Source organism: Slackia piriformis YIT 12062, from assembly GCF_000296445.1.
Lineage (GTDB): Bacteria > Actinomycetota > Coriobacteriia > Coriobacteriales > Eggerthellaceae > Slackia > Slackia piriformis.
In genome coordinates, this window is sequence record NZ_JH815198.1 from 1337770 (window position 1) to 1360398 (window position 22629).

Here is a 22629-nt window from a genome sequence, read left to right on the forward strand (position 1 = left end):
GCCGTTGTCACGCCAACGCCTCCATGATCTCTTGAACGGAGTACAGGCTTCCGAAGCAGCACACTACGCCGTCAGAACCTGCGGTCTCACGAGCGCGCAGCACCGCAAGATGCACGCTCGGGCATGATTCGACGAATGCCTCTGCAACGCAGGAGGCATACGCAGACCCCTTTTCCTTCTGCACCTCTCGAATGGCGTCGGCAAGTTCGTCGGCAGAAAGAGCGCGGTCGTTGTCGGGCGGAGCGGCCACGAAGACGCGCCGCGCGAAAGGCAGCACGCATTCGATCATGGCACGATAGTCTTTATCGCGCAGTACGCTCATGACGAACGTCACCCCTCCTTCGGGAAAGTATTCTTGCAGCGACTTGGCAAGTACCCTGGCGCCCTGCTCATTATGACCGCCGTCGACGATCGTCGTGGGACGATGCGCCACCACTTCGAATCGAGCCGGCCATGTCGTGGCCTCAAGCCCGTTTTTGATAGCGGAATCGGGAATGTCGAACCCCTTGCCGCGCAAAATCCGTGCGGCCTCAACGGCCATGGCGGCATTGCACGGCTGATACACGCCGGCAAGACGTAGATGCACGTCCTCGATGCCGTCGTAGGAAAAAACCTGCGTCAGCCCTTCGGCATGAGCGTCGACCAAAGAAAAACGAGGAGTGCGCACCGTGCATCCAAGCTCCGCTGCCCGCTTTTCGATCACCGCCGCCGCATCGGAATGCTGGGGATAGCTCAACACGTCAACGCCGGACTTGATGATGCCGGCCTTCTCCGCGGCAATTTCTGCGATGGTGTCGCCGAGCACCGCCACATGATCGAGCGCTATAGGGGTTATCACGCTCAGCAGCGGCGTGACGACATTCGTGGAATCAAGCCTTCCCCCAAGTCCCACTTCGAGCACCACGACATCGCAGCGCTTTTGAGAGAAATAATGCAGGGCCGCCGCCGTAAGCAGCTCGAACGCCGTCGGCGCCTCATCCATGAGCAACACTTGGTCGCGCACGTCGGCGGCAACCTCGAGAAGATCTTCGTCCGATATGTCAACCCGGTCGATCTGGATGCGTTCGTTGAAGCGAAGAATGTACGGCGATGTGAACAGGCCGGTCGTATAGCCTGCGGCCTGGAGGATGCCTGCGATGAAAGCGCTCGTAGAGCCTTTGCCGTTTGTTCCTGCCACGTGCACGATCTTCAACGAATCCTGCGGATTCCCCAACCGTTCGAGCAGTTCTTCCGTACGATGCAGACCAAGCTTCACATCAGCCCAGGCACCTTGCTGAAGATAGGTCTTCGGATCGAAATCGTAGCGATTGGCCATACATTGTTCCTTTCGAAGCAGAAAGGCCCCATACGGGGCCTTCGTTGTTACGAGAAAATACCGCCGCCATGCGATATCGCACGCATAAAAAGAGATGCGCCTCATATAAAGAATGGGCACCTATGCGCGCGGCTGCTTCAGACGTTCGCCGAGCGCCGCGAAATCCGCTTCGAGCGCATCGCGCTTCGTACGATCGTATATCGCTGCAGCAGGATGAAAGACCGGATACACGATGAAGCGCCCAGCCGTACGAGGCTTGCCGTGAAGACCCGTGATTCCCTGTTCCGTCTTCAAGATGAATTTCGTGGCGAAATTCCCCATGGTCACCAGGTACTCAGGACCGATGGCACGAACCTGGTCTCGCAGAAACGGCGTGCATATCTCAATCTCGGACGGCTGAGGATTGCGGTTCGAAGGCGGACGGCATTTCAGCACATTGGCGATGAACACGTCTTCGCGCGTAAGACCCGCATAGCCCAAAAGCTCGGTCAGGTATTTGCCCGCCGCACCGACGAACGGCTTGCCCTGTAAATCTTCGTTCTTACCCGGGGCCTCGCCTATGAGCATAACGCGCGCCTCCGGATTGCCAAACCCCGGAACAACATTGGTCCTGCCTTCGCACAGAGGGCATCTACGGCATGCGGCAACCTGGGACGCAATGTCCTCGAGCAGCGCGGCGGAAGATTCGCCTTCTTGGGAGACGATCGTCGCAAAATGGTCGTTAATCATGGTCATCGCAAATACACCTTCGGCATTCTCAGGGACAAAGCACAGCACAGTTCGTGAGGTATGGTGCCCACCACATCGCATAGATCTTCGATAGTCACAGAAACGCCGTTTTGCGCGCCCACCAGAAGCACCTCGTCTCCCACGTGCGGATCGAGACGGCGGTGCGTACCGTGGCTGCGCAAATCGACTTCGAACATGCACTGGTCCATGCAGATATTGCCTACCTGGCGGCAGAGGTGGCCATCGTAGATGATGGAGGTCCTGCTTGACAGAGCGCGTGCATAGCCGTCCGCATACCCTATCGGCACGGCACAGATCTTCACGCTTCCAGGGCTTCGGTAGTGCATTCCGTAGCTTACACCCTCGCTCATAGGCGGCGTGTTCACCGCCGTGATGCGCGCATGGACGCTCAGCGCGGGACGGAGGTCGAAATACCCCCGGGTTTCGGGACACGGATGGAAACCGTACATGGAGATTCCCAGGCGTGCCATGTCCATATGCGTTTCCGGATAGCGCAAAAGCGCTGCGGAATTGGCACAGTGCACAAGCCCAGGGTTAACGCCGACTTGGCGAAGCGACACGATGGTTTCCTTGAAGCGGCGCAGCTGCATATTGAAATCGAGGGTCTCTGCGCAGTCTGCCGTGGCGAAGTGAGTGAAAGTGCCCACCTGCTCAAGAGCCCGATGAAACGCTATCTGCCGAACGAAATCGACCGCCTCGTCGAAACGCACGCCTATGCGGTTCATGCCCGTATTGATGGCAAGATGAAACGGCGCACGCAGCCCGTGTCTATCCGCCTCTTCGCCATACGCTACGGCAAATTCGCTTGTATACACCGAAGGCATAAGGTTGTAGCGAAGCAGAAGAGGAACTGCGGCGATGGGGGGCTCGGAGAGGACCAGGACGGGCGCGTCAATACCTGCCTTGCGCAGCTGGATGCCCTCGCTCACCGTGGCAACAGCGAGCTGCGTCGCCCCTGCGGAAAGAGCCGTTCGCGCAACCTGCACTGCGCCGTGACCGTATGCATTCGCCTTGACGACCGCCATCAAACGCGTACCCGGAGAAAGGCGACGTTTCGCGACGGCAACGTTGTTGCGAATGGCAGACAGGTCAATTTCGACCCAAGACCAACGACGCTGCGGTCCCACAATAGCATCGAGCTGTTCTGGCGAGTACGCGCCGCAATCCTGTGCATCGGCGGTACGGCCCTCCGACCTCTCGCCGGTATACCTCAACAGATCGGAGAAATCCTGTCCGGCTGCTCCGGAAAAGGCATTGAACCCCACTGTGTTCCTTCTTCCTTCCATCTCTTCGAAGGCCCGCGCTACCCAGCGAAAGCGAAACCGCACACGCGCCGTCCCTTCGAAAAAGCATGCCCCTCGGGGCATGCGAACTACTTTTGCGCCACCAGCTTGCGCGCGTACAAGGCGTTGTTCGCCTCGAGCCAGCTTTCCACCGTGCCGGTGTCGAAGCCGTCTTCTTCAGAGATGACCAGCGCGTACATCTCTTCCTCTTTCAGCACAGCGTCAAGGGCGTCGGTAAGCTGGATTTCGCCGCCGACCCCCGGCTCCACGTCGGCAAGAAGCTCCATGACGCGGGGACTGAGCAGATAGCGGCCGAAAACGGAGAGATTCGAAGGCGCATCTTCCAGCTTGGGTTTTTCCACCAGGCCATCCACCTTCCAGACACCTTCCTCGACCTGCGAGCCGGCGATGATGCCGAAGCGGCTCACCTGATCGTCGGGAACGGGAAGCACGGCGATAACGCTCGCGCCGCCATGGGCCTTCGAGATTTCGAGCATCTTCGGGCAGATATTGTTGTCGGGAACCAGCACATCTCCCAAAAGCACGAAGAAAGGCTCTCCCGCGGATTTCTCCGCCGCGCAATGAATGGCATGGCCCAATCCGAGAGGTTCGTCCTGGTATACGTACGAAACATTGAGATTGCCCGCATGCTCTACCGCGTCTGCGAAGGCGTCTTTGCCCTTGGAGCGAAGCGTTGCGACCAGCTCAGGGTCGGGCGTGAAATGCTTCTCGATGGAAGTCTTCTCGCGACTGTTGATGACCACCACTTCGTCAGCCCCCGAAGAAAGGCCCTCTTCGACCACGTACTGGATGGCAGGACGGTCGACGACGAGCAGCATCTCTTTCGGCTGTGCTTTCGTAGCCGGAAGGAAACGCGTGCCCATGCCCGCTGCGGGAATCAAAGCCTTCATGCATGTCTCCTGTCTATCGAAAAAACGCAGCGCCCCGAAGGGCGCCTGGCGTGTGCCGACAAAAAACGGCACACGCGGCAAGCAAAGCCTGCCGCATGTATTATGACGCAAAAGACCCGTCAAAGACGGGCTCCTTTGCCTATTTTACTTCAGCGCGTCAACATGCTCTTCGAGCGCTGCGAGTTTCTTCTCGGTTCGCTTGAGCTTGGTCGTGATGAACACGACGTAACCGCACAAGACCAAGAAGATAAGAGCGTATGCGGCAATAACAAACGGAGCCGCGCCAAGAACGGTGGAATAGATTTCTGCCAAAACGGGATCCATAGTTAGTCCTCCAGTTTATCCTGAATACGAGCGAGTTTCTCTTCCATGACCTGAGCGCGCAGACGCAGGCGATACAAGCCGAATGCAATCAAGGCAAAACCCGCCATGCCGAGCATGAGGGGCAGCAGCATCTCGGGAGAAAGCCCCGAGTCGGTCCTGAAAATCACAGGGTGCACGCCCGACGGAATCAGGCGCGTGACCAAAAAGCAGATGGGCACGTCAATGAAGATCAGAATGCCGAAAACGCTTGCGTAGACGGCACGACGCTCGGTGTCTTCGACCGCGTTGCGTAGGATGAAATAGCCGAAGATCATCAGCATCAAGATGAAATACGTGGTGAGACGAGGCTCCCACGTCCACCAGACGCCCCATTCGAAGCGCTCCCACATCTCTCCGGAAACCATCGTGCACAGCACGAACACCAGCGCGATTTCCGTAGCAATGCGCGCACGCGTGTCATAGCAGGCGCGCTTGGTCATGAGAAACCTGATGCCGTAGTAGGCCGTGAAGACCAGCGCCGCGAAGCTCGCGATTGCAACGGGCATGTGCCAGTAGAAAATCTTCTGCGAGAGCAATAGCTTGTTTTGCACCATGGCACCGCCGATGAGCGCAGGCTCGTTGACCGCCGCTCCGTTGACCAGCGGGGCAATGGTGAAATTCAGAACAAACCCGAGCGTCGCAAGCAACGCCCCGAGAGCGAGCGCCCACGGCGCCACGCGATCGATAATCCCCCCGATCGCAGGTTCTTTGGCCTTTTCTTCGTTGGCCATACCAATCCTTTCCCTTAAGCGCTTACCACGAAATCGTACAGCACCCACGATATCAAGATCATCACGATATCGTAGCCTGCCGAAAGAGCCATTGACGTCACGAACGTATCCATGAATCCTTCCGGGGCGCACATGACGCATGTCGTCGCCGAAACGCACGCCCACAACAGCGGAAAGAGCAGCGGAATGAACAGTACGGCGAGCATGACGTCTTTCCCGCGCGTATTCATGGTGATGGTGGAAAGCATGGTGCCGACGCCGGCGATGCCCACCGTGCCCGCCAAAAGCGGTGCGATCATAAGCGGCCATGTCGGCGCAGCCCCCACCTGCCCGAGGAACAGGAAGAAGAACAGGGGCACCGTGACCGCGGTGACCACGAGAAGAAATATCAGATTGGCCGTCGCCTTCGCAAGGAAGATGACCGAGCGATCCATGGGAACGAGCAGGATGCCCTCGAGACACCCCTGCTCCTTCTCATGCGAAAAGGAGCGATTCAGACCCAGAAGACTCGTGAACAGAATTACCGCCCACAGCAGGCCTCCGGCCATCTGCAGGATATCGAGCTCGCTTCCCGCCTGTGCAAGCGCGGCGCCGTAGACCACAAGCACCAGAAGCGCATAAAGGCCCATGGAGGTGAGCATGTCCTTGGTATGCAGCTCCTGGGAAAGGTCCTTTTTCAGGAGCGCCACGTAATGGGCCCACGTGGAAGGCTTCTTCATAGCAACGGCCATTACGCCACCCCCATCCCGACGGTTTCGCGATACAGCCCCTTAAATTCGTCAAAATCAAGCTCGTCTTTCGGAGAGCACACCATCACGCGGCCGCGAGCGAGCATCATCGCATGCGTGCAGGCGGCAAAGCCCTTCTGCAGGTCATGACTCACCATGACGAAGGTGCGCCCTTCGCGCAGGCTTGCAATGAGCTCGTCAAAGATCTCGACAGCGTGCGGATCGAGGCCCGCATACGGCTCGTCGAGAAACACCACATCCGGGTCGTTGATCAATGCGCGGGCAATAGAAAGACGCTGGGTCATGCCGCGCGAGAACGTACGAACCGAGTCGAAGCGGCGATGGTCAAGCTCGACCGCACGAAGCAGTTCGCGCACACGCGCTTCCGGATCAACCACGCCGTACAGGCGCGCCACGAACATCATATTCTCCATCGCGGTCAGGTCGGGATACAGCATGGAATTGTGCGATATGAGACCAATATGGTCGCGCACCTTGTCTGGATCTTCCTTGGCATCTATCCCCATGACGCGAATCGTCCCCGAGGTGGGGCGGGCAAGCGTAGAAAGCATGCGCAGCATGGTGGTCTTGCCCGCACCGTTCGGACCGAAAATGGAAAGAAACGCTCCTTGCGGCAGAGAGAACGACACGTTGTCTAAGGCCTTGCGGTCGCCGAAGACCTTCGTGAGCTTTTTCACCTCAAGCGCAAGCGGCTCGTTGGCCAAAGCATCCGCCATGTTCATTCACTCCCCTACGCCGTTGCCTGCTCGCGTGCTTCTTCCTCATCCGACGCGCCGTCGACGCCTTCGCCACGGGATTCCTTCTTCGAGACCGAGGAAGCTTCGCCGTCTTTGCGACGGCCGAACAAAGCGATGGCCGTACCGAGCATCAGAAGCGCGAAGCCAACCCAGGCAAAGCTCACCAGCGGGTTCACGCGCACGTCCATGGAAAGATCGCCCGCATCGTTCACGCCGCGATACACGACGAAAAGATCTTCGGTCGGGAAGCTGATCACGCTCGCGTTGAGCTTGGTCTGCTGCGTGGAAGCCACCAGCTGAACCGACGGGTTCACATGTCCGATATAGGCGCCCGTGTTCACGTCGTACACGTCGAACTCTACGCGATACAAAATGTCGTCGCCGTTCGGCATGGTCTCCACGTCGCTGCCGGTGTAGCGCAACTCGTAATCGTCGATGACGAAGTTCTCCGCCGTATCGGCCTCTTCGTCGAAGGCCACGTAGTCGGTCTTCTCCGTCACGAACATGGAGGAGCCGATAAGGCCCACCAGGATGATGGCCATGGCGAAGTGGGCGATGTAGCCGCCGTACTTCGAGGAATTCGAACCCAGCATGCCGAAAAATGCCGCCACAGGGTTTTTGCCCGTCGCCTTGGCGCGCTTGGACGCAGCGCGCGCAATCATGAAGAGCGTGTTGAAGAACAGCAGGCTCGCCACGGCGAAGCCGACGACAGCGAGTCCGTTGTAATACCACACGGGGCCTTCGGACATCAGCTCTTCAGCCGCCGTTACAGCAGCCTGGGATGCTCCCTGCGCAGAGCCAGCCTGAATAATGGCATCGTACGCCGGATACAGCGTGGTCACAAAATAGGCGAGCAGGACGACGAAGAGAACGGCAGCGCAGATTGCAGGAACTTTCGCCAGACGGGAAAACTCCTTGCGGTCGGTTTTCGTCCAGGCAAGCAGCGGGCAGACCGCGATGATGAAGCAGTAGACAATGCCGAGCGGGCGGGCAATAGCATCGTAGGTGCCCGCGGAAAGGCTCTGACCGCCAAACGGAAGGAAGGTCGGCAGAGCGCTTGCCACCGTGAGGTAGCACAGGACGAACGTGAACACGATCATAATCACGTTGTTGAAGTAATACGCGGCCGCTTTCGACGCCATGGACTCGATCGCATCGTCGGATGCGAACGCCTTCCAGCGAATTGCCAGGCCGATAAGGCCCACCAACACGGCGACAACGATAAGCCCGCCGAAAAGCATGAGCGACACCGGATCGCCCTCGAACGCATGAACGGACTGCACCACGCCGGAACGGGTGATGAACGTTCCTACCACAACGAAGGCAAACGTGAGGCATGCGCACATGACGCTCCAACGCTTGAAGGCGCCGCGCTTGCGATAGACCGTGAAGCTGTGCACAAGCGCAAGCGCGACCATCCACGAAAGGAGGCTCGCATTCTCAACGGGGTCCCACGCCCAGTAGCCACCCCAGCCAAGCACGACATACGCCCAAACGGCACCGAGCCCGATACCGATACCGAGGAAGAGCCAGCTGAACATGGCGTAGCGGCTCGAGCGCACGACCCATTTCGCGCTTGCATCGTTGACGATAAGCGCAGCGATCGCGTAGGCGAACGGAATCGTGAGACCCGCATACCCGACGAACAGCGTCGGCGGATGGATGGCCTGAGCCCAGTGCTCGAGCAGCGGGCTCATGCCGAGGCTCGACGCCATTGCCGTGAGATTGCCGTTCGCATCCACATAAGGCGAAGCCGTAGCGATGAAGGGCATGTTGCTTTCAGAGAACAGGCACACGGCGACGAACGCGGTCAAAACGAGGTTCGAGACGAAAAGTGCCATGCAGTCAAGATCGTCGAGGTTCTTCATGGCGCGAACGGCCACCACCACGTTGAAGACAGAAATAAGCCACGCCCAGAACAGCAGCGACCCTTCGCGTCCGGCCCACAGACCGCTGAAGCGATAGAGCACGCCAAGCGCGCCGTCGGCATCCGAGTGCTCCATGAGAACGTATTCGATGGACATATCGCCCGTCATGAAGCAAAAGACCAGAATGCCGCAGCACACCGTCAAGGCAACGGCAGTGAGGATGGATGCCACGCAACCGCCCCACGAAGCCGTCTCTGCCGCGCCGGTCTTGCCGGCCTTCTTAAGAATGCGGCCCGCAAGCAGACAGACCACGGAAACGACTACGCCCGCAAATGCAATGACGAGTCCCATCAATCCGAAAGTGGACATGCACTATCCTTCCTGCGCGACATCGGTCGCAACGAACGAACCAGAACCGGAAAGCGACCCGGTGATGACGACCGAAGTGCCGTCGACGATAGCGTCAGGCAGCGCGCCGTCGAACTCGACGGGAACCTGCAGCGTCGCATCTTGAGAATCCGCCACGACGAAGCGAGGTTCTCCGGAGCCCGCCGCCGTCAGCGTGCCCTCGCCCACCACGCCTGCGAGCTTGACCGTCGTATCGACAATATCGTCGCCGTATTCGAGCAAGCGGGAGACCGACAGGGCATCCGTGGCGCTTTCGTATTTAGAGGGGCATTTCGTCACCAATTCGCTTGCCACCAACTCAACACCTCCATCGGCAGAAATCAGCTTTCCCGTGCAGATGGCCGTTACGCCATTGCCGAACGTAGAAGATGCCGCCCCATCGTAGCTTACGCGCAGCGTCTGGGACTCATCCCCTTCCGGATCGCAGATTTCAAACGTAAGAACGTTGTCTTTCGTGGCAAATGAATTGTCGACCACGTTTCCCGAGACCTGGACACGGTCGGAATCGTGCGCCCCGCTCAACGCGTCGGCAACCGTGACGGTCTTTGCGGCACCGCCGCTTCCCACCACGGCCAAGACGATTGCCAAAACCACCACGATCACGCCCGTTACCACAACGAGCCTGCGTTTGGTTTTCGTATTCATGCTCCTGCTCCTTTAATACTCGCCATAGCCGACGCCGAGCAACCGGACATCGGCCGTCAAGGGTGCGCCGCACATGCGGCGGGCAAACGATACGGCAGCGCTTCATTACGCCGCAGCATCCCAGCGTGTCATTATCCAGCAGAAGAGCCCGTCTTTACAGGCGGGCTCTTCGTACTACACATGGCTCAGGCAATGTACGTCAGATGCAGTATGCCTTCATTGGCTGCACGCGTCGCCATGTAGGACGCGGTGCGCCGATCAGCGCGATTCGCGCATGCTCCTCCGGGTTTAAAGCGTGGAAAGCTTCTTGGCCTCGGTGGTGGTCAGCCAACCCTCGGGAACGGGAGCGCTGCTGTGGCACTGCGTGCAGTAGTTCACAGACTGGCTGTGCGCCTTGTGGCACTGGCTGCATGCATACTCGCCATGCTGGGCGGTATGCGGATTGTAGGTGGAATCGAGATCTGCAGTTGCAGCCTCGAGATCGGCGCGAGAGGTGATCTCCTTGCCGTCCTCGGTGACATGGTGGCAATCGCCGTTGAGGCAAAACTCGTCCTCTTCGATGCCGCGGGCCTCGACGAGGTCAGAAAGCTCGCGCTCTTCAAGGATGGTCTGGCCGACCTTGTTCTCGCCAGCAACCTCATAGCTGCCGGTCACCCAGTGCATACCCTCGGTAATCTGCTCGCCCAGGGTGGGAACATGGCAACCGAGGCAGTTGGTGGTTTCGCCCTCGGTGGTGTGGCCGTGGTAGTAAGCCATCATGGCCATCTTGTCGGACTCTTCGGTCAGCTCGTTGCCGTACTTGTCATGAGAGCCGTCGATGTAGCTCTCGGCATATGCGTCCATCGGCGTATGGCAGATGGCATTGCAGAAGCTCGGCTGCTCGTGCCAGACGAAAAAGCCTGCACCTGCAGCAACCAACACAACGGCAACAACGCCCACGACGATAGGCCACTTCTTCTTGCCGTTCTTAGCCTTCTTGGCATCCTTGGCGGGTTCCTCGGTCGCAGCGACGTCGGTCTTGGTTTCCTCAGCCATGGATACCCCCCTTTCTCCATTCTATCTTCCTTCTTCCTCCGTATTCCGCATACGATCTGGAGGGGATGCGTCCAGAGGACCGTGAGATAGTCCGGTTTCGGCAACCATGGGTTAAACCGTAGGCGAAATACAGAGATGACTTTAACACACATCCTTCATAAGGAACCCAGAATACCCTCACCCATTTAGGGGGAAATTACAACTTTTAGCGTATTCCCAGGTCATTTTTCAGCCATTTACCGTTTGATTTCACCATTGGTAGAAGATGATGGGGCCGTTGGGTATTCCAAGGCGCAACTCATTACCCGCTACACGATCAGCGATGCGGACATGCGGACGCCGAGCGCACGAACGACTTCGGGCCATGCGTGCGCCAAGTGTGCAAGCAGGTTCAGGCCATGCGCGTGCCAAGTACGCGAGCGAGTCGGGCCATGCACGTGCCAAGCACGCGAGCGGGTTCAGGCCATGCGCGTGTCAACGGAGCAACGCCGCGCCGATCGACATACGGCGCTGGCCGCACACGCAAACAGCGACCACGCACGCAAGCGCCAACCCACCCGCCGCTCGACCCATTCGTCCAGCGAGTTCCCTCAGAAGCTTTGAGAGCAAGGCAGCTGGCAAAACCGCTCCCCACCCCAAGCGCGCTCTTGCCCTTCCGGCCCCGTGGTCAAAAAGGCCCTGTTGGGGGAATTTCTCACACCGTTCGCGTACTATTTTGCGCCGTTTGCCGCAATAGGCCGCAAAAGCCCGTGCGGGCAATAATACTGCTCTTGAGTTTCCCCAGGTCAGAAAAGTGGCGGAGAGAGTCATCGTTCCTGAACGACGGAAACATTTCCCCAAACTCAGCTTCGTTGACCACGGAAGAGAGAGGCTATGCGTTTTCTTCTCCCAACAGGCGGTTTTTGACCAAAGCGAACCAAGGAATCCCGCCGCTCGCGTTGCGGCTAGGACGCCCCTTCGGCCCCCTCCCTGCCTAGAGCTTCTTTCCTATATAGAAGACGTAGCCGTACAGATTGCCATATGCGGCGAAAAGCTCCTCTTCGTAATGATTTCCGGCGATGAACTCTGCAACGGTTTCGTTGCCGGGATACTTCGCCGCAAGATTGGCCTCGGCCGCACGGCGCGGCGCAAAATAGTTCTCGGTCCAGCATTCCTTCGGCAGGACGAACGTTGAGACGGGCACGTATCCCGCTTTCTGCAGAACGTCCACATTCTGCGCCACGGTATCGAGACCGCTTCCCGCTTGTGTCCAAAAATCGTCAACCTCGGCTACACGATTGTCAGTAAGCCACGACGGACACGTAACAGCCACGTAGCCATGCGGCTTGAGGAAAGAGCTCCAGTAGCCGAGCATCTCCTCGAACCCGACGCCGTCAATTGCGCCCTCGCACCAAATGAGATCGACGCTTTCAAGCTCGACATCAAGCTTGTCCATAGACCCCTGCACGCCGCGTACGCGATTGCTCAACCCCCTCTTTTCCGCCCGAGCGTTAAGCTCGTCAACGAAATCGGAGAACAGATCAATGCCCGTGATGCTTCCGGAAATGCGCTCGGCGAGGGTCATGGTCTGCGCACCCGTGCCGCAGCCAAGGTCGAGCACGCGTTCCATCGACCCCAAGCCCTCAACGAAATCCAGCGCACGGTTGGTGGACTCCACCGAACCAGGCCCAAGCCGGTCGAGAAGCTTATGCAGCTCTATGACAAGGTCGAGCATAGAAGGAGTTTGATCGGTCATGGTATTTCCTATCTTCTAGTTGTTGCATTTTCCTTTCTTTTTCAGCGCCGAAACGCCGTTTTTGCATATTTTCACTCAATTCGCGCAGGCAATGCTGCGCGCCGTTATCGGCAACGCCCTCATTTGAAGCAACCCGCTTCCCGTCGATGCGAAGAAATCATTCGCGGCAGAAACATCACGCCGAGCAGCGCAACCGCAGCCCCGCACAACGCAGGAAGCGTCCATGCGGGCGCTCCGTCGGCAAGCAGCCCAAACAACAAGGAGCCAAGGGGCATCAACCCTGCATACATCGACCCCATGAAGCCGAACACGCGACCCATCATGGCGGGGTCGACGAAAGATTGTAGATGAGCAGTCACCGCCGCCTGCACCAGAGGAATCGCCGCGCTGAGCACAACGAGACCGACCAAGAAAAGCGGACACCCCGTCGCAAGGCCGACGCCCATGCTTCCCGCACCGTAGGTGATAAGACCGAGCGGCAATGCGACGCCTTTCATTCTGTCCGCAAAAGCGGCTAGGACAACGCCTCCGACAACCATTGAAAAGCAGCCGGCACCCTCGGCGAAGGCGAGCATGGCATACGAAGCATCGAATGCGCGCTCCATAAGAAGCGGAACGAAAAACCCCGAAGGAACGCTCAGAAAAATGAAGGCGCCATACGAAGCCAAAACAAAACCGACCGCACGCTCGTCTCGAGCGTAACGCGCGCCCTCGCGCACATCCTCAAACAGACCCGCCTTCTCTTGCGAAAGAGCGCAAGACGTCGCCTCGACACGAGGCAGCTTCACCGCAACCGCAAGCACGCCGACCGCAACCGCCGCTGTGACCACATCAAGCAGCATAGCCGACGAAATGCCTCCGAAAGAAAGAGTGAGTGCAGCAAGCGGAACGGCAGCGAACTGCGCAACGTTTTGAACCGCCGAAACGATTCCGTTGTAGCGCAACAATGCTTCTTCGGGCACAAGAATAGCCACGCTCGACTGGACCGCTGGCATCTGAACGCCCGCGCATAGCGACCTTACCGACGAGGCCGCGACAAGGGCCGCCATATCTCCAAAACTCGTTGCCAAAAAGACGGCAAGAGCAAGCGCTGTTGCCGCCGAGACCGCATCGGCAGCGATGATGGCCGCCTTGCGAAATCCGCGGCGATCAATCCAGGCTCCCGCAAACGGCGATACGGCCATTTGAGGCACGAACCCCGCAACGAGCATCGCCGCAGCCCATGCACCGGAAGACGTTTCAACGGCAACATACCAGGCAATCGCCATCTGAACGGCAGAAGACCCCACAAGCGTCAGGCATTGGCTGGCAAGAAACGCTGCCGCCACCAATTTCCAGTTTCCATCCCGCATCAAGCACAATCCTTTCTCCCGTCGCTTCGCCGCGCGAGAAAGGGATTAAAGCCCTTCTAGCAAGTCTGGTGTGCTAATGGAGGGTTTTCGTGCAGTTTTTTTCATGGCAAGAATCCGGAGCTTACGAATAGGCTTTCTTCGCGGCAAGAACCCGAGCTTGTTCGATCAACATCAGAATCTCTTGCGCATCCTGCATCGCTGACGCTATGGCCTCCCGCAGATGGTCGCAGGCGCGCACCACATCGTCATCCTGCCCTCGCGCGTCGAGCACATCGCCCACATTGGCGCACATTCCCCTGTCGAGCGCCACCATAAGTCGAAGAATGGACGCGATTGAATAGTTCGCACACCGCAAGGCGCAGATGACACGAAGACGATCCATATCCTCGGGGGCGTATATGCGGTATCCGTTCTTCGAGCGCTTTACGCTCAAAAGGCCGTTCGCCTCCCAATTGTGCAACACGTCTATCGATACGCCCAGCTCAAGCGCCGCCTCTTTACGCTTGAGGAAACGAACCGCCCGACCGGCGTCAGGCACGGCATCACCTGCAAGCAACCGCTCTGCAATATGCGCGGCATCGTCCGCTTTTCGAGATTCGTCGGACAGCTTCTTTATGTAGGCAGTGCAGAGTTCATGCGCTTTTCCGTACTTGCGTGCGCCTGCTGCTCTCACAATACAGACAGCATCTTTCCGAAGGCCGTTCTGAAGAATCTCCGCCCGAAAAGCGCGACGAGCAATGAAGAACTGAACAAGATGCTCATCGTCGAAGCGGCGATAGCCGTTTTCGAGCCTACGCGCGGGTGCGATAAACCCCTCTTGCTCATACATGCGCACCGTATTCGCATGCACGCCCATTACGCGCGCAACCTGCCCTGTGCTGTACTCCACCGCGCTCCTTTCTTAACCCTAAACCTCTGCTGCGTTTCTTCCCAAGCCGCTGCTGCATTCTTTCCTCAAGTCTCGGCCACGTACGTCTTCCCCTCAAGCCCCTACCGCGCTTCTCCTCCAAACGCAAAAAACGCCGCTCTTGCGAACGGCGTTAAAAATCATGGTGGAGATGAAGGGGCTCGAACCCTCGACCCCCACGTTGCGAACGTGGTGCTCTCCCAGCTGAGCTACATCCCCATAAATAGGCAAGACGGTATTTTCCTACCAAGCGTTGCTCTTGTCAAGCATAAAACGAAACGCAAATACAAAATGGCGAACGACCGAACGAGAACCGTCTCGTAAACGCATCCGAGCGAGAAGGCGATTCATGACCAGACCAAGTGCGCAACAAGCACAGCTGTCACATACAGCCTAGAAATCCTCGTTCTCTTCGTCTTCGTCATCAATCAAGATGGCGTGAGCACCCGGCTCTTCGCCGTTTTCAACAAGCGTTTCGAAGATGGGCTTGCCCGTCTCCACATCGAAAAGTTCAACCATGCCGGTAAGAACATCGACATACTGGTAAGACTGACGAGCTTTGCGGCCGCGTTTGCGATCGATCTCGAGAATGAACAGCGACGGATGAGCCTGCATAAGAATGCCCTCGCATTCGACAACCTTAGAACGGCCCATGTTCGCACGAACCTTCAGGCGCGTTTCGATGCGCTGCTGAAGTTCTGCGCGAATGTCATCGACAATACGCGCGCGCTTTTCAAGTTCCATATTGTTATATTCCTTCGCTTTAGCGTGAGTCAGTGTAGCTGAAAATGATATCACGTCTGTCAAAGGTAATTAAATATCTGCAGGTCAAATTCACATTTTGCAGACAAAGAGGCAAAGGGGCCTCGAGGCGCTTCGAAGATGCGACTAAGCGCTTGACGGCGCGCAGGACGCATTACCTCTTCAGGTAGGCTTCGCAGCACTCCGGAGCACAAGCAAGAAACACCCGCCCGAGCTCGATGAATTCATCGAGCGTCAGGCTCTCGCCGCGCCTGCGCGAATCGATGCCAGCGCGCTCCAGAAGCCCAGGCAGAAGCTCGACGACACCAGCGGCCGATTTCCGGCCCGAGAAAAACGTCTTCATTGAATTGGCGATCGTCTTGCGCCTGGTGGCAAAAGCCGCATCCGCCATCAAAGAAGCCGCCGCAATCTCGCAATCGCTTATTCCCAGGTCATCGCGACGATCGAGACGAATGACCGCGGATGTGACGCGCGGTGGCGGAAAGAAGTTGCCCGGAGAAACCTGGAATCTGCCGGTTGCCTTCGCAATAAGGTTCAACTTTACAGTGTAAGCAGCATAATCCTTCGTGCCAATTTTGGCCATCATGCGGTCGGCAACCTCGCTTTGCACCATCACCGTCGCGCTCTGAATGCTCTTAAAACGCTGGAAGTAATCAAGCACAAGCGTCGCGGCAACGGCATACGGGAGGTTGGCAACGAATTTATTGGGGGCAACCCCTAAACGAGCCCCATCTCCAAACGCCTCCTCAAGATCGCCCTGCGTAAGCTCGAGCGCATCTTTCGAAAGAAGCGAAAAGGTGTCAAAATCCGCACAGGTTTCGGATAGAACAGCAGGCAAATCCGTATCGCGTTCCACCGACAGCACGCGAGCGGCGCGAGGCAGCAAGGCCACCGTCAACGTGCCGATGCCGGGCCCCACCTCAAGAACCGTATCTTGCTCGGACACCTCGGACAGCTCGCAAATCTTCGCAATGACGGCGTCGTTGACAAGAAAGTTCTGCCCGAGCGCCTTCTTCGTCGCCAAGCCGTGCCTCTCCAAAACGGCACGCGTAGCCGAAGGCGATGCCAGATACGATACGCTTCCCATAACTGCCTTTCTTCTACGAATTCAACGCCCCACAGCGAGATGGGACGAATTCCAAGATTCCACAATAAGCCAGAAGCATCAAAATCTCACGACAAGGCGGAAGAATTTCACCGCCCTTGAACGCTTCGCCGCTCAAACTCCCATGCATAGTAGGCCATCCGTAGCCGCCGAGCAACGAACTATCGCTCAGAGCCCTTCCTCGGAAAGAGCATCTTGCCCTCTTCCTCGAAGCCTTGCCCCCATCCGATGCGGTCGACAACGTCTGCCAGGAAAAACCCCGCCGACCCAAAAGCCGATTTGACGATGGTGAGCAAGGGCTCATAACCGAACGGGTCTCCCCCGGCGCCGATGACATGCAGCACCACCGGCCGTTTGACCTCGCTTGCGCGATCGTGGCAAGCACACGGCCCGATCCGACGCTCCCAATACGGCTGCAATCGATCGAGCACGCACTTGAACTGGCCCGTAGGCCCGGAAAAATACACCGGGCACACCAACTGAATCTCGTCCGCCATATCAATCAGGGCGTAAAGCTCTTGCATGTCGTCTTCTATGATGCAGGAAAAATCCCCGCGACACCCTTCGCAGCCGATGCATCCCGCCACGTTTTTACGCGCTAGATCCCACCTGGACACGCTTGCCCCCTTCGCCTCAAGGTCATCGGCAAGCAGATCGGCATAACGTGCCGAAACGCCCGACGTACGAGGTGATCCGCATATAAGCAGAGAGCGCTTCGGAGCATCTTCTGACATCAAAGACCTCCCTGCGTCGCAACGCACTGCCATGCCGTTGGCTCGCGGTCGAGCAGCTCGAGCGCATTGGCGCGAAGCCGGGCAAGAAACTCCTCGCGTTCGACGCCCGGTGTGATACCGCGCGTCGATGCAAGGTACTCCGCCACATACAGCGTGAAATCGGGGCCGCACTCGATGCCGCGAAACGGCACAGGCGCCATGTAGGGAGAATCGGTCTCCGTAAGCAGGCGGTCAGCAGGAACGATTTGGGCGGAAGTGCGCAGATCGTCGCTGCGGGAAAACGTGACCGCACCGCCGAACGCCACGTAGCAGCCGCGATCGATCCAGCGAGCAAGCTCCTCGGGACCGACGCTGCAGCAATGAAGCAAAACGCCCGCCGCCGGCCAGCCTTCTTCCTCGAGAATCGCAAAGCCGTCATCGTGCGCGTCGCGCATATGCAAAATGAGCGGCAACCCGCTTTCGTGAGAGAGCTCGACCTGGCGGCGAAACACGTCGCGCTGCACATCGCGGGGCGAAAAGTCGTAGTGATAGTCCAGACCCACTTCGCCGAGGGCGCACGTGAGCGGATGAACCAGCATGCGACGAAGCGATGTTTCCACCTCATCGCTCCAATGCGACGCATTGTGAGGATGAACGCCCGCCGCCACGCGCACTTTCGGAATGGGGACGGTCTCGCATGGGCAGCGATGCGCCCGCCATTCGTCGGCGGTCATCTCGCTCGAGGCGCCCTCTTTCTCGGCATGAGCGGCGCGACGCGTTGCTTCGAATACCTCGGGGAGCATGCGCAGCGCCTCGCTACGCCATTTGTCCACCAGGGAAAACGTAGCATCGCCGTCCTCGTAGGCGTCTATAATCGTGCAGACGAAATCCACACCTTGCACCGCGCAGCGCGCAAGCGAAAGTGGAGCATCAGAGATAAGGGCCAGATGCGCATGGGTATCGGCAACAGGGGCCTCGAGCAGCGGATTGGGAGCTTCAACATAGCGCCAACCGCTCTTTTTCTTTTTGCGGAAAAGAGCATCGCGAAATGCCAGATAGCCAGCCGGGCCTTCAGGGTCAATACCCCCGAAAACATGCTGAGCCGCCATATCCTCCGATGCGTTCGCTTCCTGAGTCATATCGTTCACCTTTGTTCTGGTTATAAACCCGCGGATTGGCTCCTGACCGCCTGCAATCAATTCCGAAACAGCCCGCTGATCGACCTGGAACGGCCTGCCAGCCAACGGCAGCCCACCCGCCGATTGCCTCTGCCTTGATCCGCAAACTGACCAGCGACGGTTCAAGAGCCCACGTTCGTCTTTTAATGATATATAACGCATCGGGGCCGCAGGCTCATGCCCACGGCCCCATCTCTAGACAACGTTCATGCGGAAAGCCCCGATGACAGCGTCTGTGCAATTAGAGTTGAATGTCCTTCACGTCAAGACGCGGGAACAGCGGATCGCCCTTTTCCACGTCGTTGCCTGCAGGCAGCTGGCCCCAGACGCTTGCCGCCTTGATGTCGTCGATTTCCTCGATGGCGCCAAGGCTCAGGCGACGGAACACTTCGGCCGAGGTATTCGGCATGAACGGCGCGAAGAACAGTGCCAGGATGCGGCACGCTTCCGCAGCGTTGTAGAGAACGAAGGCGAGCTCGCCCCGCGTTTCTTCGGACTTGGCCAAATTCCACGGAGCGCTCTCTTCGACATAGAGGTTCACGCGGCTTGCCAGCTCTTGCACAGCGGCGGCGGCGTCGGTGAAGTTCACATCCGCCATGCAGGCGTCGTATTTTTCATACAGAACATCGGCAATATCCTTGAGCGGATTGGGAGCGTCGGCAAACTCTGCCGGCACGGCGGGAACCTTGCCGTCGAAGTACTTGCCCACCATGTTGAACACACGGCTGCACAGATTGCCCCAGGTATTGGCCAGGTCTGCGTTGTAGACCTGCGTCATGCGCTCGATGGAGATATTGCCATCCGCGCCGAAGCGAACATCGGACATAAAGTAGTAGCGATAGGCATCCACGCCGAAAACTTCCACCAGATCGGCGGGTTTGATGCCGTTACCCTTGGACTTGGACATCTTCTCGCCGCCCACGAGCAGGAAGCCATGACCAAAGACGGTGCCCGTAATGGGCAGGCCGGCGGCCATGAGCATAGCGGGCCAAATCACGCAATGGAAACGCGTGATGTCTTTGCCCACGAAGTGGTACTGCATGGGCCAACGGCGCTCGAATTCCCCCTCGCGCTCGGGGTCAGCGTAGCCGATGCCCGTAAGGTATGCCAGCAGCGCGTCAGCCCACACGTAGCACACGTGACCTTCGTCGAAGGGCAGCGGGATGCCCCAGTCGAAGGTGGAACGGCTGATGGAAAGGTCCTGCAGGCCGCCCTTGACGAAGGTGACGATTTCATTTTTGCGGGTCTCGGGACGGATGAACTCGGGATGTTCCTCGTAGAATTTCAGCAGCGGCTCCTGGAATTCAGAAAGCTTGAAGAACCAGTTTTCCTCGCCAGAAGCGCGGCGCACCGGACGATGACAGTCGGGGCAGACGAATTCGCCCTCTTCGTTTTTCTCGAGGTCGTTTTCCGCGTAGTAGGTTTCCTCGTGAACGCAGTACCAGCCTTCATAGGCGCTCTTGTAGAGGTAGCCCTTCTCGTACAGATCGGTCCAGAACTTCTGCACCGTGCGCGTCTGGCGCTCTTCGGTGGTGCGCACGAAGTCCGTGTAGGTGATATCGAGCATATCCCAGGCGTCTTTGAACGCGGGGACCATGGAATCGCACCACTCCTGAGGCGTCATGCCGTTCTTTTCGCCCGTCTCGGCAACCTTCTGGCCGTGCTCGTCAAGACCGGTGACGAATGCAACGTCGCAGCCGTTCATGCGCTGATAGCGCGCCACGGTGTCGGCGGCGATGGTGGTGTATGCAGTGCCCAGGTGGGGCGCCGCATTTACATAGTAAATAGGCGTGGTGAAAGAATAGGTGGGCTTTGACATGCTCGTCCTCTCGTGCTCAGGCGACTGATGATGCCGCTTTTGCCGTACTGCATCGCAACGGGTCGTTGACTCGACACCGGCGAAGCCGGCTTGAGCGCAGATGCCAGCAGGCGGAAACGAAACGGTCCGCAACACCGCCGCAAGACCCGTAACAACAACGGATTTTCAAAACCTGCCCATTGTAGCGCAGTCTTAGTGCAATAAGCAGGTGCGAGCAAGCATCTTGCGCCCTCTTTCCCGAACCGCGCAGGGAAGCAAATGCAGACGGTATCCGCAACGCGATGCTCGATATGCGTCCGACGAAGCGCGAGGCACAATCGCTTTACGGCACGAAATCCCTCACACCAGGCCATATGCGAAAGCTACGCACATCGCATGCCATCGGAAGAATTGGGACTTTCCGACCTGTCCCCCTTTTCGTGCGATACAGGATTTCGTGCGATACGCCCCTTGGCAAAACGCGGCATCATGAAGGCGAAATCGAACGCGTCGCAAAATCGGCGCGTTCAAAGGCCCTCGGAGGGGCTTGCGTGAACAAGGAGGGAATCTCATGAACACCACCGGCATGACCATGGGTCGTCGCGCATTCTGCGGCGGACTCGCCGTATTCGGTGCATCCGCCGCGCTCGCAGGATGCTCAGCACCCACCAAACAAAACGAGTCCGCCGGCGGCGAGACCGCTGAAACCGACATCGTCGTCCTCGGCTCCGGCCTTGCCGGTTCCGCATGCGCTCTCGCTGCGGCGCAAGGCGGCGCGCGCGTGACCATCGTCGAGAAATCACCGTCGCTCGGCATTTCGTTTCTTACCTCGAAAGGCAACGTGTCAATCTGCCAGACCGTCGAAAACGAAGAATTCTGGCAGTTCGTCCCTGAAATTCCCGACACCATGGACGATTTCGTCGCCCGCTATGACAAGGTGACCAAGACCGGCGCTCGTGATGTCGCCTACCCCGATTACAACCGCGTGCGCGCATTGATGGGCGCGAGCTGCGAAACGATCAATTGGGTCGAGCAAATCGGCGTCGACTTCACGCAGTCTTTCACGAAAGAGCAGGTCGGAACCGACACGGTCAAACCCGACATGGCAGCCACAAACGAACCCGATAAAGCCCCTGGGCTCTTCGTGTTCGAATGCATGAAAAAGGCGCTCGAGGAAAACGGCGTCGAAATCCTGCTCGAACATGAAGCAACGACGCTCGTTTCCGAAGAAGGCTCCATCGTCGGCGTCGAAGTACTCGACGGATCCAAAACCAAGCAAATCCACGCCAAGGCGATCGTGCTGGCGACAGGCGGCTTCGGAGGAAGCGAGGAATACCTCGATGAGCTGGTCCCCAGCGTGAAATCGGTCGGATTCCAGTACCTCGGCAACGCCCTTAACACCGGCGACGGCATTTCCATGGCGAAGACCGTCGGTGCAGCGTGCTACGAAGACGGTTGGGTCATCCCGTTCAACGTCATGCCGTGCAAAAAGCTGACCGACGCAAACCCCGATTTCAAGCGTCTGTGCGACATGCCCATGTCGGGAGCGCCCATCGAGGGTGGAGACGTCAAATCGAAGCTGCTCGTCGATGCCGCAGGCGAACGATTCATCAACGAAGCCTCCCCCGCAATCGCCCAAGTGACCGCGATGGCCGACCACGATGCCGCGCCGTATTACGTACTGTTCGACGCCTCGAACGCCGATGTGGCCGCTATGCTCGACGAGGCTGCCGATGGCGAGTCGGTCGTGAAGGCCGATACGGTCGAAGCGCTCGCCGAAGCGGCCGGCACCCCCGCGCTCGTCGCAAGCTACGAAGCCTATCGCGACGCCGCAGCCGCAGGTGCAGACGAAGCGTTCGGCAAGCCCGCCGAAGCCTTCGCCTCCTATCAAGAATCCGGCCCTTACTATCTGGTCAGCTACGTTCCCTCCTACGTGGCGACCATGGGCGGCGTGAAAACCGATGCCGACTGCCGCGTCGTCGACGAGAGCGAAGCGCCCATCGAAGGCTTGTACGCCATCGGTGAGATTGCGCACCGCTTCATGTACAACCGCAGCTTCGTGCGCCATTGCTCCAACTCGAGCGCATTAAGCATGGGCCGCATTCTCGGCACATCGCTGGCGGCCGAATAAGCCTGATGCGGGCCTTGGTAAAACGTCTCGAAACCGAAGCGATGCAACGCCTGCAACGAACCCCGAGGCGCTCGGCCCGCGTCCCCTCCTACAAGCCGCCTGATTGCAGGCGGCTTTTTTACGCAACGATTCATCCCCCATGCGTCTCTTCAT

General features: G+C 58.4%; 20 protein-coding genes and 1 tRNA gene. 1 reads left to right on the forward strand and 20 read right to left on the reverse strand.

The window, feature by feature from the left end:
- Positions 1–7: 7 nt before the first annotated feature.
- The 20 genes from HMPREF9451_RS05960 to metG all read right to left on the reverse strand — a co-directional run bounded on the left by HMPREF9451_RS05960 (position 8) and on the right by metG (position 20366).
- Positions 8–1315, reverse strand: a complete 1308-nt coding sequence (locus HMPREF9451_RS05960) for a bifunctional folylpolyglutamate synthase/dihydrofolate synthase (RefSeq protein WP_009139401.1) — start codon at positions 1313–1315, stop codon at positions 8–10.
- A gap of 120 nt (positions 1316–1435) precedes the next feature.
- Positions 1436–2050, reverse strand: coding sequence for a uracil-DNA glycosylase (locus HMPREF9451_RS05965; RefSeq protein ID WP_009139402.1), 615 nt, complete (start codon positions 2048–2050; stop codon positions 1436–1438).
- Positions 2047–3330 (reverse strand): alanine racemase, encoded by a 1284-nt coding sequence (gene alr, locus HMPREF9451_RS05970; RefSeq protein WP_009139403.1) that lies wholly within the window; start codon positions 3328–3330, stop codon positions 2047–2049. Before alr ends, HMPREF9451_RS05965 begins: the two co-directional genes overlap by 4 nt.
- A 107-nt stretch (positions 3331–3437) precedes the next feature.
- On the reverse strand, positions 3438–4259 hold the full coding sequence (locus HMPREF9451_RS05975; protein WP_009139404.1) for a UTP--glucose-1-phosphate uridylyltransferase: 822 nt from the start codon (positions 4257–4259) through the stop codon (positions 3438–3440).
- A gap of 144 nt (positions 4260–4403) precedes the next feature.
- Positions 4404–4583, reverse strand: a complete 180-nt coding sequence (ccmD, locus tag HMPREF9451_RS05980; protein WP_009139405.1) for a heme exporter protein CcmD — start codon at positions 4581–4583, stop codon at positions 4404–4406.
- A gap of 2 nt (positions 4584–4585) precedes the next feature.
- Positions 4586–5353, reverse strand: coding sequence for a cytochrome c biogenesis protein (ccsA, locus tag HMPREF9451_RS05985; protein ID WP_009139406.1), 768 nt, complete (start codon positions 5351–5353; stop codon positions 4586–4588).
- Positions 5354–5367: 14 nt separating this feature from the next.
- Complete coding sequence (locus HMPREF9451_RS05990) at positions 5368–6084, reverse strand: heme exporter protein CcmB (RefSeq protein ID WP_009139407.1); 717 nt, start codon at positions 6082–6084, stop codon at positions 5368–5370.
- A complete protein-coding gene (locus HMPREF9451_RS05995) occupies positions 6084–6818 on the reverse strand; it encodes an ABC transporter ATP-binding protein (protein ID WP_009139408.1) in 735 nt (244 codons plus the stop codon). Before HMPREF9451_RS05995 ends, HMPREF9451_RS05990 begins: the two co-directional genes overlap by 1 nt.
- 14 nt (positions 6819–6832) lie before the next feature.
- On the reverse strand, positions 6833–9076 hold the full coding sequence (locus HMPREF9451_RS06000) for a heme lyase CcmF/NrfE family subunit (RefSeq protein WP_009139409.1): 2244 nt from the start codon (positions 9074–9076) through the stop codon (positions 6833–6835).
- Positions 9077–9079: 3 nt separating this feature from the next.
- Positions 9080–9760, reverse strand: a complete 681-nt coding sequence (locus tag HMPREF9451_RS06005; protein WP_009139410.1) for a cytochrome c maturation protein CcmE domain-containing protein — start codon at positions 9758–9760, stop codon at positions 9080–9082.
- A gap of 288 nt (positions 9761–10048) precedes the next feature.
- A complete protein-coding gene (locus HMPREF9451_RS06010; protein ID WP_009139411.1) occupies positions 10049–10795 on the reverse strand; it encodes a cytochrome c3 family protein in 747 nt (248 codons plus the stop codon).
- Positions 10796–11768: 973 nt separating this feature from the next.
- Complete coding sequence (locus HMPREF9451_RS06015; RefSeq protein ID WP_009139413.1) at positions 11769–12530, reverse strand: SAM-dependent methyltransferase; 762 nt, start codon at positions 12528–12530, stop codon at positions 11769–11771.
- A gap of 119 nt (positions 12531–12649) precedes the next feature.
- Positions 12650–13882, reverse strand: a complete 1233-nt coding sequence (locus HMPREF9451_RS06020) for an MFS transporter (RefSeq protein ID WP_009139414.1) — start codon at positions 13880–13882, stop codon at positions 12650–12652.
- A 121-nt stretch (positions 13883–14003) separates the two neighbouring features.
- Positions 14004–14771 (reverse strand): MerR family transcriptional regulator, encoded by a 768-nt coding sequence (locus tag HMPREF9451_RS06025; protein ID WP_009139415.1) that lies wholly within the window; start codon positions 14769–14771, stop codon positions 14004–14006.
- A 161-nt stretch (positions 14772–14932) separates the two neighbouring features.
- Positions 14933–15008 (reverse strand) — tRNA-Ala (locus tag HMPREF9451_RS06030).
- Between the two features lie 174 nt (positions 15009–15182).
- Positions 15183–15533 (reverse strand): Veg family protein, encoded by a 351-nt coding sequence (locus HMPREF9451_RS06035; RefSeq protein ID WP_009139416.1) that lies wholly within the window; start codon positions 15531–15533, stop codon positions 15183–15185.
- 172 nt (positions 15534–15705) lie between these two features.
- The gene (gene rsmA, locus HMPREF9451_RS06040) at positions 15706–16638 is read right to left on the reverse strand and encodes a 16S rRNA (adenine(1518)-N(6)/adenine(1519)-N(6))-dimethyltransferase RsmA (protein WP_009139417.1); all 933 of its coding nucleotides are present in this window, start codon (positions 16636–16638) and stop codon (positions 15706–15708) included.
- 179 nt (positions 16639–16817) lie between these two features.
- Positions 16818–17390, reverse strand: coding sequence for a flavodoxin family protein (locus HMPREF9451_RS06045; protein WP_009139418.1), 573 nt, complete (start codon positions 17388–17390; stop codon positions 16818–16820).
- Positions 17390–18508 carry a TatD family hydrolase gene (locus tag HMPREF9451_RS09665; RefSeq protein ID WP_009139419.1) on the reverse strand — a complete coding sequence of 373 codons (1119 nt, stop codon included), beginning with the start codon at positions 18506–18508 and terminating at the stop codon, positions 17390–17392. The genes HMPREF9451_RS06045 and HMPREF9451_RS09665 overlap by 1 nt, the downstream gene beginning before the upstream one ends.
- A 280-nt stretch (positions 18509–18788) precedes the next feature.
- Positions 18789–20366: a methionine--tRNA ligase gene (metG, locus tag HMPREF9451_RS06055; RefSeq protein WP_009139420.1), complete on the reverse strand. Its 1578-nt coding sequence runs from the start codon at positions 20364–20366 to the stop codon at positions 18789–18791.
- 550 nt (positions 20367–20916) lie between these two features.
- Between metG and HMPREF9451_RS06065 the strand changes: the two genes are divergently transcribed.
- Entirely contained in the window at positions 20917–22476 is a 1560-nt protein-coding gene (locus HMPREF9451_RS06065) for an FAD-dependent oxidoreductase (RefSeq protein WP_009139421.1), read from the forward strand.
- The last annotated feature ends 153 nt before the right edge of the window (positions 22477–22629 follow it).

Coding starts and splice junctions, on each gene's coding strand:
- HMPREF9451_RS05960 (WP_009139401.1), bottom strand. CDS start 1,315: ATGGCCAATCGCTACGATTTCGATCCGAAGACCTATCTTCAGCAAGGT.
- HMPREF9451_RS05965 (WP_009139402.1), bottom strand. CDS start 2,050: ATGACCATGATTAACGACCATTTTGCGACGATCGTCTCCCAAGAAGGC.
- HMPREF9451_RS05975 (WP_009139404.1), bottom strand. CDS start 4,259: ATGAAGGCTTTGATTCCCGCAGCGGGCATGGGCACGCGTTTCCTTCCG.
- ccmD (WP_009139405.1), bottom strand. CDS start 4,583: ATGGATCCCGTTTTGGCAGAAATCTATTCCACCGTTCTTGGCGCGGCT.
- ccsA (WP_009139406.1), bottom strand. CDS start 5,353: ATGGCCAACGAAGAAAAGGCCAAAGAACCTGCGATCGGGGGGATTATC.
- HMPREF9451_RS05990 (WP_009139407.1), bottom strand. CDS start 6,084: ATGGCCGTTGCTATGAAGAAGCCTTCCACGTGGGCCCATTACGTGGCG.
- HMPREF9451_RS05995 (WP_009139408.1), bottom strand. CDS start 6,818: ATGGCGGATGCTTTGGCCAACGAGCCGCTTGCGCTTGAGGTGAAAAAG.
- HMPREF9451_RS06000 (WP_009139409.1), bottom strand. CDS start 9,076: ATGTCCACTTTCGGATTGATGGGACTCGTCATTGCATTTGCGGGCGTA.
- HMPREF9451_RS06005 (WP_009139410.1), bottom strand. CDS start 9,760: ATGAATACGAAAACCAAACGCAGGCTCGTTGTGGTAACGGGCGTGATC.
- HMPREF9451_RS06010 (WP_009139411.1), bottom strand. CDS start 10,795: ATGGCTGAGGAAACCAAGACCGACGTCGCTGCGACCGAGGAACCCGCC.
- HMPREF9451_RS06015 (WP_009139413.1), bottom strand. CDS start 12,530: ATGACCGATCAAACTCCTTCTATGCTCGACCTTGTCATAGAGCTGCAT.
- HMPREF9451_RS06020 (WP_009139414.1), bottom strand. CDS start 13,882: ATGCGGGATGGAAACTGGAAATTGGTGGCGGCAGCGTTTCTTGCCAGC.
- HMPREF9451_RS06035 (WP_009139416.1), bottom strand. CDS start 15,533: ATGGAACTTGAAAAGCGCGCGCGTATTGTCGATGACATTCGCGCAGAA.
- rsmA (WP_009139417.1), bottom strand. CDS start 16,638: ATGGGAAGCGTATCGTATCTGGCATCGCCTTCGGCTACGCGTGCCGTT.
- HMPREF9451_RS06045 (WP_009139418.1), bottom strand. CDS start 17,390: ATGTCAGAAGATGCTCCGAAGCGCTCTCTGCTTATATGCGGATCACCT.
- HMPREF9451_RS09665 (WP_009139419.1), bottom strand. CDS start 18,508: ATGACTCAGGAAGCGAACGCATCGGAGGATATGGCGGCTCAGCATGTT.
- metG (WP_009139420.1), bottom strand. CDS start 20,366: ATGTCAAAGCCCACCTATTCTTTCACCACGCCTATTTACTATGTAAAT.
- HMPREF9451_RS06065 (WP_009139421.1), top strand. CDS start 20,917: ATGAACACCACCGGCATGACCATGGGTCGTCGCGCATTCTGCGGCGGA.